The organism is Paraburkholderia tagetis, assembly GCF_022213065.1.
GTDB classification, from domain to species: Bacteria; Pseudomonadota; Gammaproteobacteria; order Burkholderiales; family Burkholderiaceae; genus Paraburkholderia; species Paraburkholderia tagetis.
In genome coordinates this window covers 67,548-84,094 of the sequence record NZ_JAKLJA010000032.1, presented here as the reverse complement: position 1 = coordinate 84,094, position 16,547 = coordinate 67,548, and the positions used below count along the sequence as shown (strand labels likewise).

The following is a 16,547-nucleotide window of genomic DNA, read 5'->3' as shown; positions in this document are numbered from 1 at the left end:
TCCTCGATGCTCAGCACGTCCTGCATGGGGTCTTCTCCGGGCAAAAGCCAGAGTAAACGCGTCATGGCGCGGGTTTACAACTTTTGTGACAGGCGTTTTTACATTTCATGCGATTGCCCTGGCGTGGCACGCTATGGCGAGTTGCCGCAGCGCCGAGAGAGACGGGCCAGGGCCGATTAGCGGAACACCACCGTCTTGTGTCCGTTGAGCACGATGCGATGCTCGACATGCCACTTCACCGCGCGCGCGAGCGTCACGCACTCCACGTCGCGGCCGATCGCGGTGAGTTGGTCCGGCGTCATGTTGTGATCCACGCGCTCGACTTCCTGCTCGATGATCGGGCCTTCGTCGAGATCGGACGTCACGTAATGCGCCGTTGCACCGATCAGCTTCACGCCGCGATCGAACGCCTGGTAGTACGGCTTCGCACCCTTGAAGCTCGGCAGGAACGAATGGTGAATGTTGATCGCGCGGCCTTCGAGCGCCGCGCACAGCTGCGGCGAGAGAATCTGCATGTAGCGTGCGAGCACCACGAGGTCGGCGCGCTCGCCGTTCACCACGTCGAGCACGCGTGCTTCCTGTGCGGCCTTGTCCGCATCGCTGCCGCCGAGCAGCGGGAAGTGATGAAACGGAATGTTGTAGCTCGCCGCAAGTTGATAGAACTCCTTGTGATTCGAGATGATCGCGGGAATCTCGATGGCGAGCTGGCCGGTGCGGTAGCGGAACAGCAGATCGTTCAGGCAGTGGCCGATCTTCGAGACCATGATGACCACGCGCGGCTTTACGTTCGCGTCGTGCAGCTCCCAGCGCATGCCGAACTCGTCGGCAAGCGGCGCGAACGCGGCACGCAGGCCGTCGAGGCCCGGGTCGCCGCCCACCTGCTGGAAGTGCACGCGCATGAAGAACTCGCCCGTATGGCTGTCGCCGAACTGGGCCGAATCGAGAATGTTGCTGCCGCGATCGAACAGGAAACCCGACACGGCATGCACGATGCCCGGCCGGTCGGCGCACGACAGTTTGAGAATGAAGCTGTGATCGGTCGACATGACCTTGGTAACTCCCGTCAATTCTTTGTGATTCAGAAGGGCTTTCGGTACTTCAAAACCGGCGCCCTTTCACAGCGTCGGCGCCTCGAAGATCGCGGCGATGCCCTCGCACGCGTCTTCGTCTATCCATTGGCGGCGCAGCAGCAGATCGAGCGTGGCGAGACTCGCGTCCACCGTCATCTTGCCCTCTTCGATCCAGCGCGCGGCTTCGTCGATGCGCGCGAGGCGGTGCTCGCCGACTTCGCCGTCCTGATTGTGCGGCACGAAGTCCTCGGGCAGCGCGAGGTCGTAGACAAAGATCTGCTCGGCCTGGGTGCCTTCGGGCAGCGACTGCAGCACGTGCGCGGTGCGACCTGGCCTGGCCTGTGAAGCAAGTTCGGCGGCAATGCCCGCTTCTTCCCAGCATTCCTTCACGAGCGTGGCCTCGACACCGAAGCCCCAGCCGATGCCGCCCGCCACGACGTTGTCCAGCATGCCGGGGTCGGTGGCCTTGGTGTCGCTGCGGCGCGCGATCCACAGTTGCGGCGCACGGGACGACGCAGAAGCTGGGTATTCTACGATGCCGTTCAAATGCACCGCATACGTCATCGTGCCGAAAAAGCGCGAGGCGGCGCGCTCGATGAAAGCGAGCGGCGGCGCGTCGAAGGCGTTGCGGATCGCGTAGGTTTCGTCGCGCCAGCCCGGAATGCGGCCCTCGGCGGCGAGCGCGCCGATCACGGCGGAGAGCGCCGCGCTGCGCGCCGTCACGTTGTCGAACTTCGCGGCGAGCGTCACGCGCGCGCGCTCGTCTGCGCTGTTGCCAAAATCAACGATTTCGAAGACGTCGGACCAGCGCGCGAGCAACGCGACGTCGCCGCGGCGGATCCAGCCCACGCGTTCGTCGCCGAAGAAAAACGGCAGATGCGCGCCCGGGTCGAAACGGCGCGCGTCGGTGATGCAAGGCAAGGTCATCGTCGAAAGACTCCGGTGGTCGCGCGCGCTGTGAGGTCCACTAGTGCGCGCCGACATGTGCTCAGTCGCGCAGCGCGACGCGAATGCCGATGGCGATGAAGGTGATCCCGGCGAGGCGGTCGAGCCACACGCCCGCGCGCGGCCGGCGCTTGAGCCAGCCGCCGATGGTACCCGCGCACAGGCCGAACACCGAGAACACCACCACGGTCTGCGCCATGAACACGAGACCGAGTTCGAGCATTTGCAGCGTGACGCCCTGCGCGCCGTGCGTATCGACGAACTGCGGCAGGAACACGACGAAGAAGAGCGTCACCTTCGGATTCATGATGTTGCCGAGCACGCTCTGGCGAAAGATCGCGGCAAGCGGCTGGCGCGGCCGGTCGCCCGCCGCGGCGAGCCCCTGGCTTCGGAGCGCCTTCACGCCGATCCAGACGAGGTAAGCCGCGCCCGCGAGCTTGAGGATCTGGAACGCGAGCGGCGACGAACGCAGCACAGCGGCAATGCCGAGCGCGGCGAGCGTGGTATGGAACGTCACGCCCGCGGCAAAGCCGAGCGCGGCCACGAGGCCCGCGGCACGCCCCTGCGAGATGCCGCGTGCGAGCACCTGCAGATTGTCGGGGCCGGGCGCAAAGGTGATGGCGATCGAGGTGGCGAGAAAGAGCGCGAAGTTGGGCATGGGATCAGTCCGTCAATGGAGCAGCTCAATAACTGCGCAATAACTGTGCAATAACTGCGCAAAACCGCTCAATGACCGCCGAAGGCGGTCACGGTGAAGAGCGGCAGGCCCGCTTCGGTCAGCAGCTTCGAGCCGCCCAGTTCCGGCAAGTCGATGATCGCCGCGCCCTCCACCACCGTCGCGCCCAGCCGCTCGAGCAGCAGCTTGCCCGCGAGCATGGTGCCGCCCGTGGCGATCAGGTCGTCGACGATCACGACGCGGTCGCCCTTCGCGCAGGCGTCTTCGTGAATCTCGACGGTGGATTCGCCATATTCCAGCTTGTAGGTCTCGGAAACCGTCGTGTACGGCAGCTTGCCGATCTTGCGGATCGGAATGAAGCCCACGTTCAGTTCGTACGCGACGATCGGCCCAATGATGAAGCCGCGCGCGTCCAGGCCCGCCACGTAATCGAGCTTCGCATCGACATAACGCTCCACGAACAGGTCGATCAGCACGCGCAAGCCCTTCGGGTCGCCGATGAGCGGCGTGATATCGCGGAATTGCACCCCCGGCTGAGGCCAGTCGGGCACCGTGCGGATCAGGCTGTTGACGAACTTCGAGGCTTCGGCGCTCGCGTTCGCGTTCGCAGGTGCGTTGGACATGATTGCTCCGGGTAATGGCAAGAATGAGGAAAGGATTCGGATAAACGGGGCGGGACCCCGAAAGCGCTGCGCCGCGTATTGCAGGTTCTGTGACGGTGAACTGCGGCGCGTGCGCCCGCAGCCCTCAGGCCGCCGCGCCCGCGCCGGCGGCGCTCGCCTTGCGGTGGCGCGAGAGGCGCTCCTCGGCTTGCGCCAGTTGCTCGGGCAGGCCGCGCAGCACGACGATGTCCGCTTCGCGCAGCTTCGTCGATGGGTCGGGTTCCACGCCGCGAATGCCGTGCCGGCGAATCGCCGTCACCTCCACGCCGATGTCGAAAAGACCCAGATCGGCGAGCGTGCGGCCCACCGCCTCGGCGCGTGCGTCGACCGGTACGGATTGTAGCCGCACCTGCTCGTGACCGTCCTCGCCCATATCGTCGGTGCCGTGGAAGTAGCCGCGCAGCATGCTGTAGCGCTCGTCGCGCATTTCTTCCACGCGCCGCACCACGCGGCGCATCGGCACGCCCATCACCACGAGCATGTGCGAGGCGAGCATCAGACTGCCCTCCACGATCTCGGGAATCACCTCGGTCGCGCCGGCGGCGAGCAGGCGCTCGAGATCGGCGTCATCCACGGTGCGCACGATCACGGGCAACGTGGGTTCCAGTTCGTGGATGTGATGCAGCACGCGCAGCGCGGACTGCGTGTTCGCGTAGGTGATGGCCACGGCCGCGGCGCGGTGGATGCCCGCCGCCACCAGCGACTCGCGCCGCGCCGCATCGCCGAACACCACCGACTCGCCCGCCGTAGCCGCCGCGGACACGCGATCGGGGTCGAGGTCGAGCGCCACATACGAGAGCCCTTCGTGTTCGAGCATGCGCGCCAGGTTCTGCCCCGCGCGGCCGTAGCCGCACACGATCACATGGCCGCTCTGCTTGATGCTCTGCGTGGCGATGCGCGTCATCATCAGCGACTGTTGCATCCATTCCGTGGACGACAGGCGCAGCACGATGCGATCGGCGTTCTGGATCAGGAACGGCGCCGCGAGCATCGAGAGCAGCATCGCGGCGAGGATTGCCTGAAGCAGCGTGGGATCGACGAGATGCTTGTCCAGAATGAGGTTCAGCAGCACAAAGCCGAATTCGCCAGCCTGCGCGAGGCCGAGGCCCGTGCGCATCGCCACGCCCGGCGAGGCGCCAAAGAGGCGCGTGAGCGCCGTAATGAGCACGGCCTTGAGCACCACCGGCCCGATCACGAACGCGGCCACCATGAACGGGTGCTGCCAGATCACGTGCGGATTGAGCAGCATGCCCGTGGTCACGAAGAAGAGCCCCAGCAGCACGTCGCGAAACGGCTTGATGTCCTCTTCCACCTGATGCTTGTACGGCGTCTCGGCGATCAACATGCCCGCGATGAACGCGCCGAGCGCGAGCGAGAGGCCAAATTTGTCGGTGATGAACGCCGCGCCCAGCGTGACGAGCAGCACGTTCAGCACGAACAGCTCCTGCGAGCGGCGCCGCGCGACCACGTTGAACCAGCGCGTCATGAACTTCTGCCCGACGATGAGCAGAATGCCGAGCGCGAGCACGATCTTGACGGCGGCCATGCCGAGCGACTCGATGAGCGACTTCGAATCGCCGCCGAAGGCCGCGATCACGATGAGCAGCGGCACCACAGCGAGATCCTGGAACAGCAGCACACCGAGAATGTTGCGGCCGTGTTCGGACTCGATCTCCAACCGCTCCGCCAGCATCTTGCTCACGATCGCCGTGGACGACATGGCGAGCGCGCCGCCGAGCGCGATACACGCCTGCCAGGTGATGTGCGCCCACGGCGCGAGCGCGAGTCCGACCAGAAGCGCGACCACGATCGTGCCCATGACCTGCGAAAGCCCGAGTCCGAACACGGCGCGCCGCATCGCGCGCAGCTTGGAGAGCGAGAACTCGAGGCCGATCGAGAACATCAGGAACACGACGCCGAACTCGGCCAGATTCTGCGCGCCCGCCGTGTTCGGCACGATGCCGAGCGCACGCGGGCCGACCAGAATGCCGACCGTGAGATAGCCGAGCATCGGCGGCAGGTTCAGGTAACGGAACAGCACGACGCCAACCACCGAGGCGAGCAGCAGGAACAACGTTATTTCCAGCGGGGAAATCATCGTGTGAAGCGTCCTCGTTCAAAACGTTGCCAACGCGTGGCGCAGGCGTGCGTTGCCGGCGATACAAATTGTGTCTGCGCCGGTCGGGTCCATCATCGGCGCAAATCGGGATCTAAGGGAAGTACTTGAAGTACTGCGGAAGAGAGGCGCAAACGCGGCAAAAGCCGGGGCTTTCGCGCTGGGGGCGCCGGCGCGGCGCACATACGCCTTTGCTATACTCCGCGAATGATAGCGAAAATCAATGGCGACAGGGCGCTGACGCTCGCTCGCGACGTGCTCGACATCGAAGCTGACGCCGTGCGCGGGCTTCGCGACCGGCTCGACGACAGCTTCGTCGGCGCAGTCGATCTCATCCTCAGTTGCCGTGGACGCGTGGTCGTCTCCGGCATCGGCAAATCGGGCCACATTGCCCGCAAACTCGCGGCCACCCTCGCCTCCACCGGCACGCCGGCGTTCTTCGTGCATCCCGCCGAAGCGAGCCACGGCGACCTCGGCATGGTGACCGCCGACGACGTCTTCATCGGCCTGTCCAATTCCGGCGAATCGGAAGAGCTCGTCGCGATCCTGCCGCTCGTCAAGCGCATTGGCGCGAAGCTCATCGGCATGACGGGCAACCGCCCGCAGTCCACGCTCGGCAAGCTTAGCGACGTGCATCTGGACGCCGGCGTCGCGAAAGAAGCCTGCCCGCTGAATCTCGCGCCCACGGCCAGCACGACGGCGGCGCTCGCGCTTTCCGACGCGCTCGCGGTCGCGGTGCTCGACGCGCGCGGCTTCGGCGCCGACGACTTCGCGCGCTCCCACCCCGGCGGCGCGCTCGGCCGGCGCCTGCTCACCTATGTGCGCGACGTGATGCGCATCGGCGACGCGATCCCCAAGGTGCCCAAGAGCGCCACCGTGCGCGACGCGCTGATTCAGCTGACCGCCAAGCGCATGGGCATGACCGCCATCGTCGACGAAGAAGACCATGTGGCCGGCATTTTCACCGACGGCGACCTGCGGCGCGTGCTCGAGCGCGTGGGTGATTTCCGCGACCAGCCGATCGCCCAGGTGATGACGAAGGGCCCGCGCACGATCGGTCCCGACCAGCTTGCAATCGAAGCCGTGGAACTGATGGAGCGCTATCGCATCAATCAGATGCTGGTGGTGGACGCCGAAGGCGCGCTGATCGGCGCACTCAATATGCACGACCTGTTCTCCAAGAAGGTGATCTGATGAATGCGGCCCCCGGGCTTGACGCGAACGCGCGTGCGGCGCGCGTGCGCTTGATGATTTTCGACGTCGACGGCGTGCTCACCGACGGCGGCCTGCTGTTCACGGGCGCAGGCGACACCATGAAAGACTTCAACTCGCTCGACGGCCACGGCGCGAAGCTCCTGCGCGAAGCCGGCATCGACACGGCCATCATCACCGGGCGTCGCTCGGAGATCGTCGCCGCGCGCGCGAAGGAATTGCGCATCACGCATCTGTATCAGGGCGTCGAGGACAAGCGCGTCGCGTTCGAGGCCTTGCTCGCCGAGACCGGCGTCACGCGCGAGCAGTGCGGCTATATGGGCGACGACTGGCCCGACCTCGCCGTGATGCTTCAGTGCGGGTTTGGCGCCGCGCCTGCGAACGCGCATCCGGAAGTGCTCGCGCGCGCCCACTGGGTCACGGACAAAACGGGCGGCCACGGCGCCGTGCGCGAAGTTACCGACCTGATCCTGCGCGCCCAGGGCCATTACGACGCGATGCTCGCCGCGGCTTGCGCCCCGCACGCAGTAGAGTCTCACGCGGGGTCCCGTGGAGTGGCCCAATGAGGCAGCAGAAGTTTCGCCTCACCGCGCTCGTGCCGCTCGTCTGCGTGGCTGTGCTTGCCGGCTTCACGTGGTGGCTGATGCAGGCCGTCAAGCCGCGCGAGAACGAAGCCGCACCGCGTCCGCTCACGCACACGCCCGACTATTTCGCCGACAACTTCTCGGTCTCCGAACTCGACCAGTCCGGCTCCACGCAATATCGCCTCACCGCCGCCCACATGGTGCATTACGAGGACGACTCGAACAGCGACCTCTCGATGCCCGCGGTGCGCGCGTTCCAGCCCGGCAAGCCGGTGGTCACGGCCACGGGACAGCGCGGCACGGTCAACGGCGACGCCTCGATCGTCGACCTGTACGACAACGCGCGTATTCTGCGTGCCGCTGGCATCGGCGATCCCGATATGCAGGCTGATTCCGAGCATTTCCGCGTGCTCGTGAACGACGATGTGATCCTGACCGAAAAGCCGGTTAAACTTCGTCGCGGCCAGTCGGTCATGACGGCCACCAGCGGCATGAACTACAACAATGTCACCCGGGTCATCCAGCTCTTCGGCAACGTCCGCGGCGCGATCGCCCCGGTTGACTCCGGCGGCTCGTCCTGATCCCCGGGCCGTCCACCCAAGGCACGACTGCATGAACGATTCGCTTCCCCGACCTTTGTCCGGCCGCCCGCTCGCACAGGGCTGGCGCCGCGCAGCGTTCGCGGCGCTGACCGCGCTCGCGGCCGCGCTCCCGCTCGCGTGCATCGCACCCGCCGCGCACGCCGAGCGCGCCGACAAAGACAAGCCGCTCAACATCGAAGCGGACAACATGACGTACGACGACCTGAAGCAGCAGACCGTCTTCACCGGCCACGTGGTTGCCACGAAGGGCACGATCCTGATCAAGGCCGACAAGCTCGTCGTCACGCAAGACCCGCAGGGCTACCAGTACGCCACCGGCACGGTGGCGCCCGGTACGCCCGAAACCCGGCTTGCCTACTTCCGCCAGAAGCGCGAAGGCATCGACGAATACGTCGATGGCACCGCCGAGCGCATCGACTACGACGGCAAGCAGGATCTCACCACGCTCACCACGCGCGCGACGGTGCGGCGCCTGCAAGGCCTCTCGACGGTAATGGACACGGTCCACGGCAGCGTCGTCACCTATGACGGCCAGAACGACTTCTACACCGCGAAGTCGGGCTCGGACGTCGCGGGCCCCGGCAATCCGAAGGGCCGCGTGCGCGCGATGCTCTCGCCGCGCAACGGCGGCGCACAGCCGCTCACCGGCAGCGCCGCCACGCTCGCGCCCGCCACGACACTCAAGGGAGCGCCGCAATGAACACCGCCACCGCCTCCCCCATCCATCAGCGCCCGGCCGCGGGCAAGACGAGCTCGCTCGTCGTGCGCAGCCTCAAGAAGCGCTATGGCTCGCGCACCGTCGTCAAGGACGTCTCGCTCGACGTGAAGAGCGGCGAAGTGGTCGGGCTGCTCGGACCCAACGGCGCGGGCAAAACCACGTCGTTCTACATGATCGTCGGCCTCGTGCCGCTCGACGCGGGCGAGATCGACCTCGACGGCGAGTCGATCAGCCTCTTGCCCATCCACAAGCGCGCGGCGCTCGGCCTTTCGTATCTGCCGCAGGAAGCTTCCGTGTTCCGCAAGCTCACCGTGGAAGAGAACATCCGCGCGGTGCTGGAACTGCAGACCGACGAGCACGGCAAGCATCTGTCGAAGGATGCCATCGCCACGCGCTCCGACGCGCTCCTCGACGAGCTCCAGATCGCGCACCTGCGCGACAATCCGGCGCTCTCGCTTTCGGGTGGCGAGCGCCGCCGCGTGGAAATCGCGCGCGCACTCGCAACCGATCCGAGCTTCATCCTGCTCGACGAGCCGTTTGCGGGCGTCGACCCGATCGCCGTGCTGGAAATCCAGAAGATCGTGAAGTTCCTGAAGCAGCGCAACATCGGCGTGCTGATCACGGACCACAACGTGCGCGAGACGCTTGGCATCTGCGACCACGCGTACATCATCAGCGACGGCAGCGTGCTCGCCGCCGGCGCCCCCGGCGAGATTATCGAGAACGAGAACGTGCGCCGCGTCTATCTCGGCGAACATTTCCGCATGTGATACGCCGGCCCGGGGCGCGCCCGACACCCTGCGCGCCCCGGACTCCGCTCGCCGCACCCAGGCGAGCAAGGCCTGGCGAGGCGCCGCCCGCCCCACCTTCAATTCCCCCGAGTTTTCTGTTGTACTTGCCCGCTGGCGTCGACCCGGTCCGCCCAGTGAAGCTCATGCGCGGCGAATTGCGCGGGCGGTGCGCAGGCGCGTGTGCGAGGGTCCCGCACGCCCCTCGCATGCTCCTGTTTGCGCACCAAATTCGCACTCGCGAGCGCCCTGCGGACGACTGCACGGCACGCGCGTTTTTGCGAATGTTTCTTGGTATCGCGAGCGTGGCAAACTCTTTACAATGAATCGCACACTGCCATGAAAGCCAGCCTCCAACTCCGCCTCTCGCAGCATCTTGCGCTCACTCCGCAGCTACAACAGTCCATCCGGCTGCTGCAGTTGTCGACGCTCGAACTGCAACAAGAGGTCGCCACGGCGATCGCGCAGAACCCGTTGCTCGAAAACGAGGATGACTGGATCGCGAGCCCGCTGCGCGTGGCCGCGGACGGCTCGGTCATCGCCCAGCCGCCCACGCCCTCGGGCATCGAACCGATGCAGGGCGCGGGCAACGGCACATCGTCGTCCGGCAGCAGCAACGAAAACGGCGAAGGCGAGCCGCGCGGCGTCGACGAATACGACGGCCTCGGCGGCGATGCGAATGGCGAGGCAAGCCAGTGGAACCTCGACGACTACGGCCGCTCCGGCAGCGCTTCCGACGACGACGACCTGCCGCCGCTGCAAATTCACGAGTCGACCACCACACTGCGCGACCATCTGACTGCGCAACTGCGCGAGACCAATGCGAGCCCGCGCGACCGCGCGCTCATTACGTTTCTGATCGAATCGCTCGACGACGACGGCTACCTCTCGGCGACCTGCGAAGAGATTCTTGCCGATATCCCGGAAGAGCTTGAAGTCGACGCCGACGAACTGAGCGCGGCGCTCGCCCTGCTGCACAGTTTCGACCCGGCGGGCGTGGGTGCGCGCTCGGCGTCGGAGTGCCTGAAGCTGCAATTGCTGCGCATCGTTTCGTCGCCTACGCGCACGCTCGCGCTCGAGATCGTGTCGAACCATCTGGAACTGCTCGCCGCGCGCGACTTCACGCGTTTGCGCAAGCAACTGAAGGCCGGCGACGACGATCTACGCGAGGCGCATACGCTGATCCGCTCGCTCGAACCGTTTCCGGGCGCGGCGTACGGCAAGGCCGAGGCCGACTATGTGGTGCCGGACATCATCGTGAAAAAGGCGGGCCAGAACTGGCACGCCGAGCTCAATCCGGAAGTAGTGCCGAAGCTGCGCATCAACCACCTGTACGCCAACATCTTGCGCAATAACCGGGGCGACCCGGGCAGCGGATCATTGCGGCAGCAGTTGCAGGAAGCGCGCTGGCTCATCAAGAACATCCAGCAGCGCTTCGAGACGATCCTGCGCGTCGCGCAGGCGATCGTCGAGCGTCAGAAGAACTTTTTCGCTCACGGCGAGATTGCCATGCGCCCCTTGGTTTTGAGGGAGATTGCTGATACGCTGGGCCTACACGAATCAACTGTCTCGCGTGTGACAACCGGTAAATACATGCTGACTCCATTCGGGACACTTGAATTTAAGTACTTCTTCGGATCGCATGTTTCAACGGACACGGGAGGCGCAGCATCGTCTACCGCCATCCGCGCCCTCATCAAGCAACTCATAGGAGCCGAGAACGCCAAATCCCCTCTTTCGGACAGCCGCATAGCCGAACTGCTGGCTGAACAGGGTTTCGTGGTGGCGCGACGCACTGTCGCGAAATACCGCGAAGCACTGAGGATTCCAGCGGTCAATCTGCGCAAGTCTCTTTAGGCCTGTTCCGGCCTTTGCGGAATGGGCATTTTCCGGCCGCGGCGCCAGTTGGCGGAGATGGCCGGTCGAGCTAGCCCTCTCGTAACGGCCTTTCGGGGAGCCGCACGACTTGGGCGAGTCAGTCGACCGGCACAGCCGCGCTTCACGCGTCACGCGGCCAATAGCCTGGAGAAGCACTATGAATCTGAAGATCAGTGGACACCATCTCGAAGTAACGCCAGCGTTGCGAGAATACGTGATCACCAAACTGGACAGGGTGCTAAGACATTTCGATCAGGTCATCGATGGCAATGTGGTCCTCTCGGTCGACAACCATAAGGAAAAGGACAAGAGACAGAAGGTTGAAGTGAACCTTCATCTGAAAGGCAAGGATATTTTCGTGGAGAGCGCAAACGGCGACATGTATGCCGCCATCGATCTCGTGGTCGACAAGCTAGACCGCCAGGTCGTGCGTCACAAGGACCGCCTGCAGGGGCATCAGCACGAGTCGCTCAAGTATCAGCCGGCCGCCCCGATCGAAGTTCCGCCGCAATAACGCATTGAGCTTCCGGAGCTTATGCGACCCCGATTGCGCCGATTGCACCGATTGCCGGCGTGAGTGAACGCGCGAAATCTGGCCTCGAACAGGCTGCAAACGAAGCCGCCCTCGCTGGGCGGCTTTTTCGTGGGCTACCCACTGTGCATAGTCCGTATGTCAGGCATCGAACGGTGCTCGCGGGTGCAACCGGGCGACAATGGTTGCGCCGATGCATGGCGCATCGCACCATCGGCCAGTACGCTTGTTCTATAATGGTCCAGTCACTTTCGGGGCAATACGACCCCACGGTCCCGGCACCGCGCTGGTCTTGCCAGGCGAGTTGCCGGCTGCGCAGGACTCTCCTGCGCGCAACGGCGTGCCGCCTCGCGCATGAACTGCGCCAATTGTCGGTGTGAGGAGCATTCAGGCCACGTTTTCGCCTGCCAACATGAATCGTTTAGCCAAAATACTTCCCATCGAGAACGTCGTCGTCGGCCTGTCCGTTACCAGCAAAAAGCGCGTCTTCGAACAAGCTGGCCTGATCTTCGAAAACCAGAACGGCATTGCCCGCAGCACGGTTACCGACAATCTGTTCGCGCGCGAGCGCCTCGGCTCCACCGGCCTCGGTGAAGGCGTGGCCATTCCGCACGGACGCATCAAGGGCCTGAAGCAGCCGCTCGCGGCGTTTGTGCGTCTTGCCGACCCGATTCCCTTCGAAGCACCGGACGGCCAGCCCGTCTCGCTCCTCATTTTCCTGCTCGTGCCGGAACAGGCCACGCAGCAGCACCTTGAAATACTGTCCGAGATCGCCCAACTGCTGTCGGACCGCGAAACACGCGAACGGCTGCATACTGAGGAAAATCGCGAGACGTTGCATCGTCTGCTCACCCAGTGGCAACCTTGACGTAACGTGCGGCCCAAGATGTAACTCGTGGTTTTTTGCGCATTTTTGCGCCAGGACTCATGGACACTTCCAGCATCAACGCCCAAAGCATCTTCGACGACAACGCCACCACGCTGAAGCTCAGCTGGCTGACGGGGCACGAAGGCTGGGAACGCGGTTTCTCGACCGAGACGGTGGCAACGGCGACGGCAAGTGCTGACCTCGTCGGCCACCTGAACCTGATCCACCCGAACCGCATTCAGGTGCTCGGCGACGCCGAGATCCACTACTACCAGCGCCAGACCGACGAAGACCGCTCGCGCCACATGGCCGAGCTCATCGCGCTCGAACCGCCGTTCCTCGTGGTCGCCGACGGTATGACCGCGCCGCCAGAACTGGTGCTGCGCTGCACGCGCTCCTCCACGCCGCTCTTTACGACGCCCATGTCGGCGGCCACGGTCATCGACAGCCTGCGCCTCTATATGTCGCGCATTCTCGCGCCGCGCGCGACGCTGCACGGCGTGTTCCTCGACATTCTCGGCATGGGCGTGCTGCTCACCGGCGACTCCGGCCTCGGCAAGAGCGAGCTCGGGCTCGAGCTCATCAGCCGCGGCCACGGCCTCGTGGCCGACGACGCCGTGGACTTCGTGCGCCTCGGCCCCGATTTCGTCGAAGGCCGCTGCCCTCCACTGCTGCAGAACCTGCTCGAAGTGCGGGGTCTCGGCCTGCTCGACATCAAGACGATCTTCGGTGAGACCGCAGTGCGCCGGAAGATGAAGCTCAAACTCATCGTGCAACTGGTGCGCCGGCCCGATGGCGAATTCCAGCGCCTGCCGCTGGAAAGCCAGACGGTGGACGTGCTCGGCCTGCCCATCAGCAAGGTCACGATCCAGGTGGCGGCAGGCCGCAACCTTGCAGTGCTCGTCGAGGCCGCCGTGCGCAACACCATCCTGCAATTGCGCGGCATCGATACCCTGCGCGATTTCATGGACCGCCAGCGCCTCGCCATGCAGGACCCGGACAGCCAGTTCCCTGGCAAGCTGATCTGAATTCTTCACGCGATGCGCCATCGGAGCGTCATCACCGCCGCGTAGATCGAATGCTATGATGACCCAATCGGGTTCATCCTCTTTCTCATGCGTATCATCCTGATCACCGGCATTTCGGGCTCCGGCAAGTCAGTGGCGCTGAATGCGCTCGAAGACGTCGGCTATTTCTGCGTCGACAACCTGCCGCCGCGGTTTCTGCCGCAACTCGCCCAATATCTCTCCGAAGACGGCTACGAGCGTCTCGCGGTGGCGATCGACGCGCGCTCGAGTTCCTCGTTCGAGGACATGCCGGAGATGATCCGCGACCTCGCGCGCGAACACGACGTGCGCGTGCTGTTCCTCAACGCGAGCACGCAGTCGCTCATCCAGCGCTTTTCCGAGACGCGCCGCCGCCATCCGCTTTCCGGATCGGTCACGCACGACGCCAACGTCGGCATGCTCAAGTCGCTTGAAGAGGCCATCGAGCACGAGCGCGAACTGGTCGCGAATCTCGCCGAGTTCGGCCATCAGGTCGACACGAGCAACCTGAGCGCCAACGCGCTGCGCCAGTGGATCAAGGTGTTTGTCGAAGGTGGCCGCGGCTCGCTGATGCTCACCTTCGAATCGTTCGGCTTCAAGCGTGGCGTGCCGCTTGACGCGGACCTCGTGTTCGACGTGCGCACGCTGCCAAACCCACATTACGACGCCCGTCTGCGGCCGCTCACCGGGCTCGATGAGCCCGTGATCGAGTTTCTGAACGCGCAGCCGGCCGTCCACGAAATGATCAACGATATCTACGCGTTCGTTGCGAAATGGCTGCCGCATTTCCGCGACGACAACCGCAGCTATCTGACCGTCGCGATCGGCTGTACCGGCGGCCAGCATCGCTCGGTCTACATTGCCCAGACGCTCGCCACACGCTTTGCCGGCGAGTCGAACGTCATCGTGCGTCATCGCGACGCGCCACTCGACGTCGGAGAATCGTCCCGGCTTATCGCCTAACGCGGCCGCGTCGCGCGGCCCTTAACCGAAAGCGTTGCGCCATGTCCTCTTCTCCTGCCGTGCTCGCCGATTTGCCGCTTTTTCCGCTGCATACGGTGCTCTTCCCCGGCGGCCTGTTGCCGCTGAAAATCTTCGAAGCGCGTTATCTGGACATGGCGCGCGAATGTCTGCGCGAGAAAACACCGTTCGGCGTGTGCCTGCTCAAGAGCGGCGCCGAAGTCGCGCAGCCCGATGAAACTGCGGCGGTCCCAGAAAACGTGGGCTGTCTCGCCGAAATCGAACAGTGCGACGTCGAGACATTCGGCATGCTGCTCATCCGTGCGCACGGCACGCGGCGCTTTCGGCTGCTCTCGCATCGCACGGAGGCCGATGGCTTGCTGGTCGGCATGGCCGAGCCGCTGCCCGACGACATTCCGCTCGAAGGCTCGCAGCATCTCGCGCGCTTCGGCGCGTGTGCGGAGGTGCTGGAGCGCATCATCGCGACGATACGCGAGCGCGACGCGGCGAGTCTGCCGTTCGCGGAGCCGTTCCGGTTTGACGATCCCTCGTGGGTCTCCAACCGCCTCGCGGAAGTCCTGCCGATTGCGTTACGCGCACGCCAGAAGCTGATGGAGCTCAACGACGCCGGTGCGCGCATCGACATCGTGCATCACTACATGCAGCAGCATCAGTTGCTGTAACGTGGAGCGCGCCGCGCTGCTTATTGCGAGCTTATTGCGACCTTATTGCCCGCGTTTTTGCCTCAGATCAGCGAGCCGCGCAGCCCGTCGAGCAGCTTGCGCACCGGCGCAGGCACACCATAGGCGTCGATCTCGCGCAACGGAACCCACACCGTTTCCCCTTCGTTCACCGCGAGCGCAGCGCCCTTGCGCTCGAACTCGACCATGCGTGGCTCGATGTCGAGCTTGAAGTGCGTGAAGGTGTGCGTAAGCGACGCGAGCGGCGATGCCTTCGCCATCGCGCCGAATGTCTGCGCGCGGTCTGCGAGCGCCGCTTCACCAGCAGCTTCGGGCAGGCTCCACAAGCCGCCCCAGATACCCGTGGGCGGGCGCTTCTCCAGCATCACCGCGTCGCCGTCGAGCAGCACGAGCATCCACGTGCGGCGCGTGGGCACCGCCTTCTTCGGACGCGCGGCAGGCAACTGGCGCTGACGGCCTGTCGTCTTCGCGACGCAATCGTCCGCGAACGGGCAGCGCTCGCAATCGGGCTTGCCGCGCGTGCAGAGCGTCGCGCCGAGATCCATCAGGCCTTGCGTGTAGGCGCTCACGTCGGCGTCGCTGGCATCGCCGCCCGGCACGAGCGACTCGGCAAGCGTCCACATCGCGTTCTCCACGCGCTTCTCGCCGGGAAAACCTTCCACGCCGAACACGCGCGCCAGCACGCGCTTCACGTTGCCATCAAGAATGGTCGCGCGCACGCCAAACGCGAACGATGCGATCGCCGCCGCCGTCGAACGGCCGATGCCAGGCAACTCGGCAAGCCCAACGACTGTCGACGGAAACCGGCCGCCGTGCTCTTCGGCCACCACCTGCGCGCAGCGATACAGATTGCGCGCACGCGAGTAGTAGCCGAGTCCGGCCCAGAGCGCCATCACGTCGTCGATCGGTGCGGCGGCGAGCGCCTCGACGGTGGGAAAGCGCTCGAGAAACCGCGCGTAATACGGAATCACCGTGGAAACCTGCGTCTGCTGCAGCATGATTTCCGATAGCCAGATGCGATAGGGGTCGCGTGTGTTCTGCCATGGCAGATCGTGACGGCCATGCTCGCGCTGCCACGCGATCAGGCGCGCCGCGAAGCTCGCGAGCAGATCGGCGGGATAAGTACCGGGAGCGGGCTTTTCGGTAGTTGCGGATGAAAGATACATTGAAGAGCTTGCAGGAAGGGCTT

Annotated in this window: 17 protein-coding genes; 11 read left to right on the top strand and 6 right to left on the bottom strand. The window is 64.9% G+C overall.

Going from position 1 to position 16,547, the window contains the following annotated elements:
* Positions 1-176: 176 nt before the first annotated feature.
* From purU to L5014_RS28330, 5 genes are all read right to left on the bottom strand, one after another.
* Positions 177-1,046, bottom strand: a complete 870-nt coding sequence (gene purU, locus L5014_RS28350; protein WP_238467114.1) for a formyltetrahydrofolate deformylase — start codon at positions 1,044-1,046, stop codon at positions 177-179.
* Between the two features lie 69 nt (positions 1,047-1,115).
* Positions 1,116-1,997: an NUDIX hydrolase gene (locus L5014_RS28345; RefSeq protein ID WP_238467113.1), complete on the bottom strand. Its 882-nt coding sequence runs from the start codon at positions 1,995-1,997 to the stop codon at positions 1,116-1,118.
* Positions 1,998-2,058: 61 nt separating this feature from the next.
* Positions 2,059-2,673, bottom strand: a complete 615-nt coding sequence (locus L5014_RS28340; protein WP_238467112.1) for a LysE family translocator — start codon at positions 2,671-2,673, stop codon at positions 2,059-2,061.
* Positions 2,674-2,741: 68 nt separating this feature from the next.
* Positions 2,742-3,314, bottom strand: coding sequence for an adenine phosphoribosyltransferase (locus tag L5014_RS28335; protein WP_238467111.1), 573 nt, complete (start codon positions 3,312-3,314; stop codon positions 2,742-2,744).
* 124 nt (positions 3,315-3,438) lie between these two features.
* Positions 3,439-5,451, bottom strand: coding sequence for a monovalent cation:proton antiporter family protein (locus L5014_RS28330; protein WP_238467110.1), 2,013 nt, complete (start codon positions 5,449-5,451; stop codon positions 3,439-3,441).
* Between the two features lie 225 nt (positions 5,452-5,676).
* On the opposite strand from L5014_RS28330, the gene kdsD reads away from it, so the two are divergent.
* The 11 genes from kdsD to L5014_RS28275 all read left to right on the top strand — a co-directional run bounded on the left by kdsD (position 5,677) and on the right by L5014_RS28275 (position 15,340).
* Positions 5,677-6,663: an arabinose 5-phosphate isomerase KdsD gene (kdsD, locus tag L5014_RS28325; RefSeq protein ID WP_238467109.1), complete on the top strand. Its 987-nt coding sequence runs from the start codon at positions 5,677-5,679 to the stop codon at positions 6,661-6,663.
* The gene (locus L5014_RS28320; protein ID WP_238467108.1) at positions 6,663-7,247 is read left to right on the top strand and encodes a KdsC family phosphatase; all 585 of its coding nucleotides are present in this window, start codon (positions 6,663-6,665) and stop codon (positions 7,245-7,247) included. Before kdsD ends, L5014_RS28320 begins: the two co-directional genes overlap by 1 nt.
* Positions 7,244-7,846, top strand: a complete 603-nt coding sequence (gene lptC, locus L5014_RS28315) for an LPS export ABC transporter periplasmic protein LptC (RefSeq protein WP_238467107.1) — start codon at positions 7,244-7,246, stop codon at positions 7,844-7,846. The genes L5014_RS28320 and lptC overlap by 4 nt, the downstream gene beginning before the upstream one ends.
* A gap of 31 nt (positions 7,847-7,877) precedes the next feature.
* Complete coding sequence (gene lptA / locus L5014_RS28310) at positions 7,878-8,567, top strand: lipopolysaccharide transport periplasmic protein LptA (protein ID WP_238467106.1); 690 nt, start codon at positions 7,878-7,880, stop codon at positions 8,565-8,567.
* Positions 8,564-9,355 (top strand): LPS export ABC transporter ATP-binding protein, encoded by a 792-nt coding sequence (gene lptB / locus L5014_RS28305; RefSeq protein ID WP_238467105.1) that lies wholly within the window; start codon positions 8,564-8,566, stop codon positions 9,353-9,355. Before lptA ends, lptB begins: the two co-directional genes overlap by 4 nt.
* Before the next feature lie 357 nt (positions 9,356-9,712).
* Positions 9,713-11,230: an RNA polymerase factor sigma-54 gene (locus tag L5014_RS28300; protein ID WP_238467104.1), complete on the top strand. Its 1,518-nt coding sequence runs from the start codon at positions 9,713-9,715 to the stop codon at positions 11,228-11,230.
* Positions 11,231-11,408: 178 nt separating this feature from the next.
* A complete protein-coding gene (hpf, locus tag L5014_RS28295; protein WP_028219970.1) occupies positions 11,409-11,765 on the top strand; it encodes a ribosome hibernation-promoting factor, HPF/YfiA family in 357 nt (118 codons plus the stop codon).
* A 430-nt stretch (positions 11,766-12,195) separates the two neighbouring features.
* Positions 12,196-12,651, top strand: a complete 456-nt coding sequence (gene ptsN / locus L5014_RS28290) for a PTS IIA-like nitrogen regulatory protein PtsN (protein ID WP_238467103.1) — start codon at positions 12,196-12,198, stop codon at positions 12,649-12,651.
* Positions 12,652-12,710: 59 nt separating this feature from the next.
* Positions 12,711-13,679 carry an HPr(Ser) kinase/phosphatase gene (gene hprK, locus L5014_RS28285; RefSeq protein ID WP_028201859.1) on the top strand — a complete coding sequence of 323 codons (969 nt, stop codon included), beginning with the start codon at positions 12,711-12,713 and terminating at the stop codon, positions 13,677-13,679.
* Positions 13,680-13,766: 87 nt separating this feature from the next.
* Positions 13,767-14,660 carry an RNase adapter RapZ gene (gene rapZ, locus L5014_RS28280; protein WP_238467102.1) on the top strand — a complete coding sequence of 298 codons (894 nt, stop codon included), beginning with the start codon at positions 13,767-13,769 and terminating at the stop codon, positions 14,658-14,660.
* A 41-nt stretch (positions 14,661-14,701) separates the two neighbouring features.
* Complete coding sequence (locus L5014_RS28275) at positions 14,702-15,340, top strand: LON peptidase substrate-binding domain-containing protein (RefSeq protein WP_238467101.1); 639 nt, start codon at positions 14,702-14,704, stop codon at positions 15,338-15,340.
* Positions 15,341-15,402: 62 nt separating this feature from the next.
* Here L5014_RS28275 and mutY read toward each other — a convergent pair whose 3' ends face one another.
* Positions 15,403-16,524, bottom strand: a complete 1,122-nt coding sequence (mutY, locus tag L5014_RS28270) for an A/G-specific adenine glycosylase (RefSeq protein ID WP_238467100.1) — start codon at positions 16,522-16,524, stop codon at positions 15,403-15,405.
* Between the last annotated feature and the right edge of the window lie 23 nt (positions 16,525-16,547).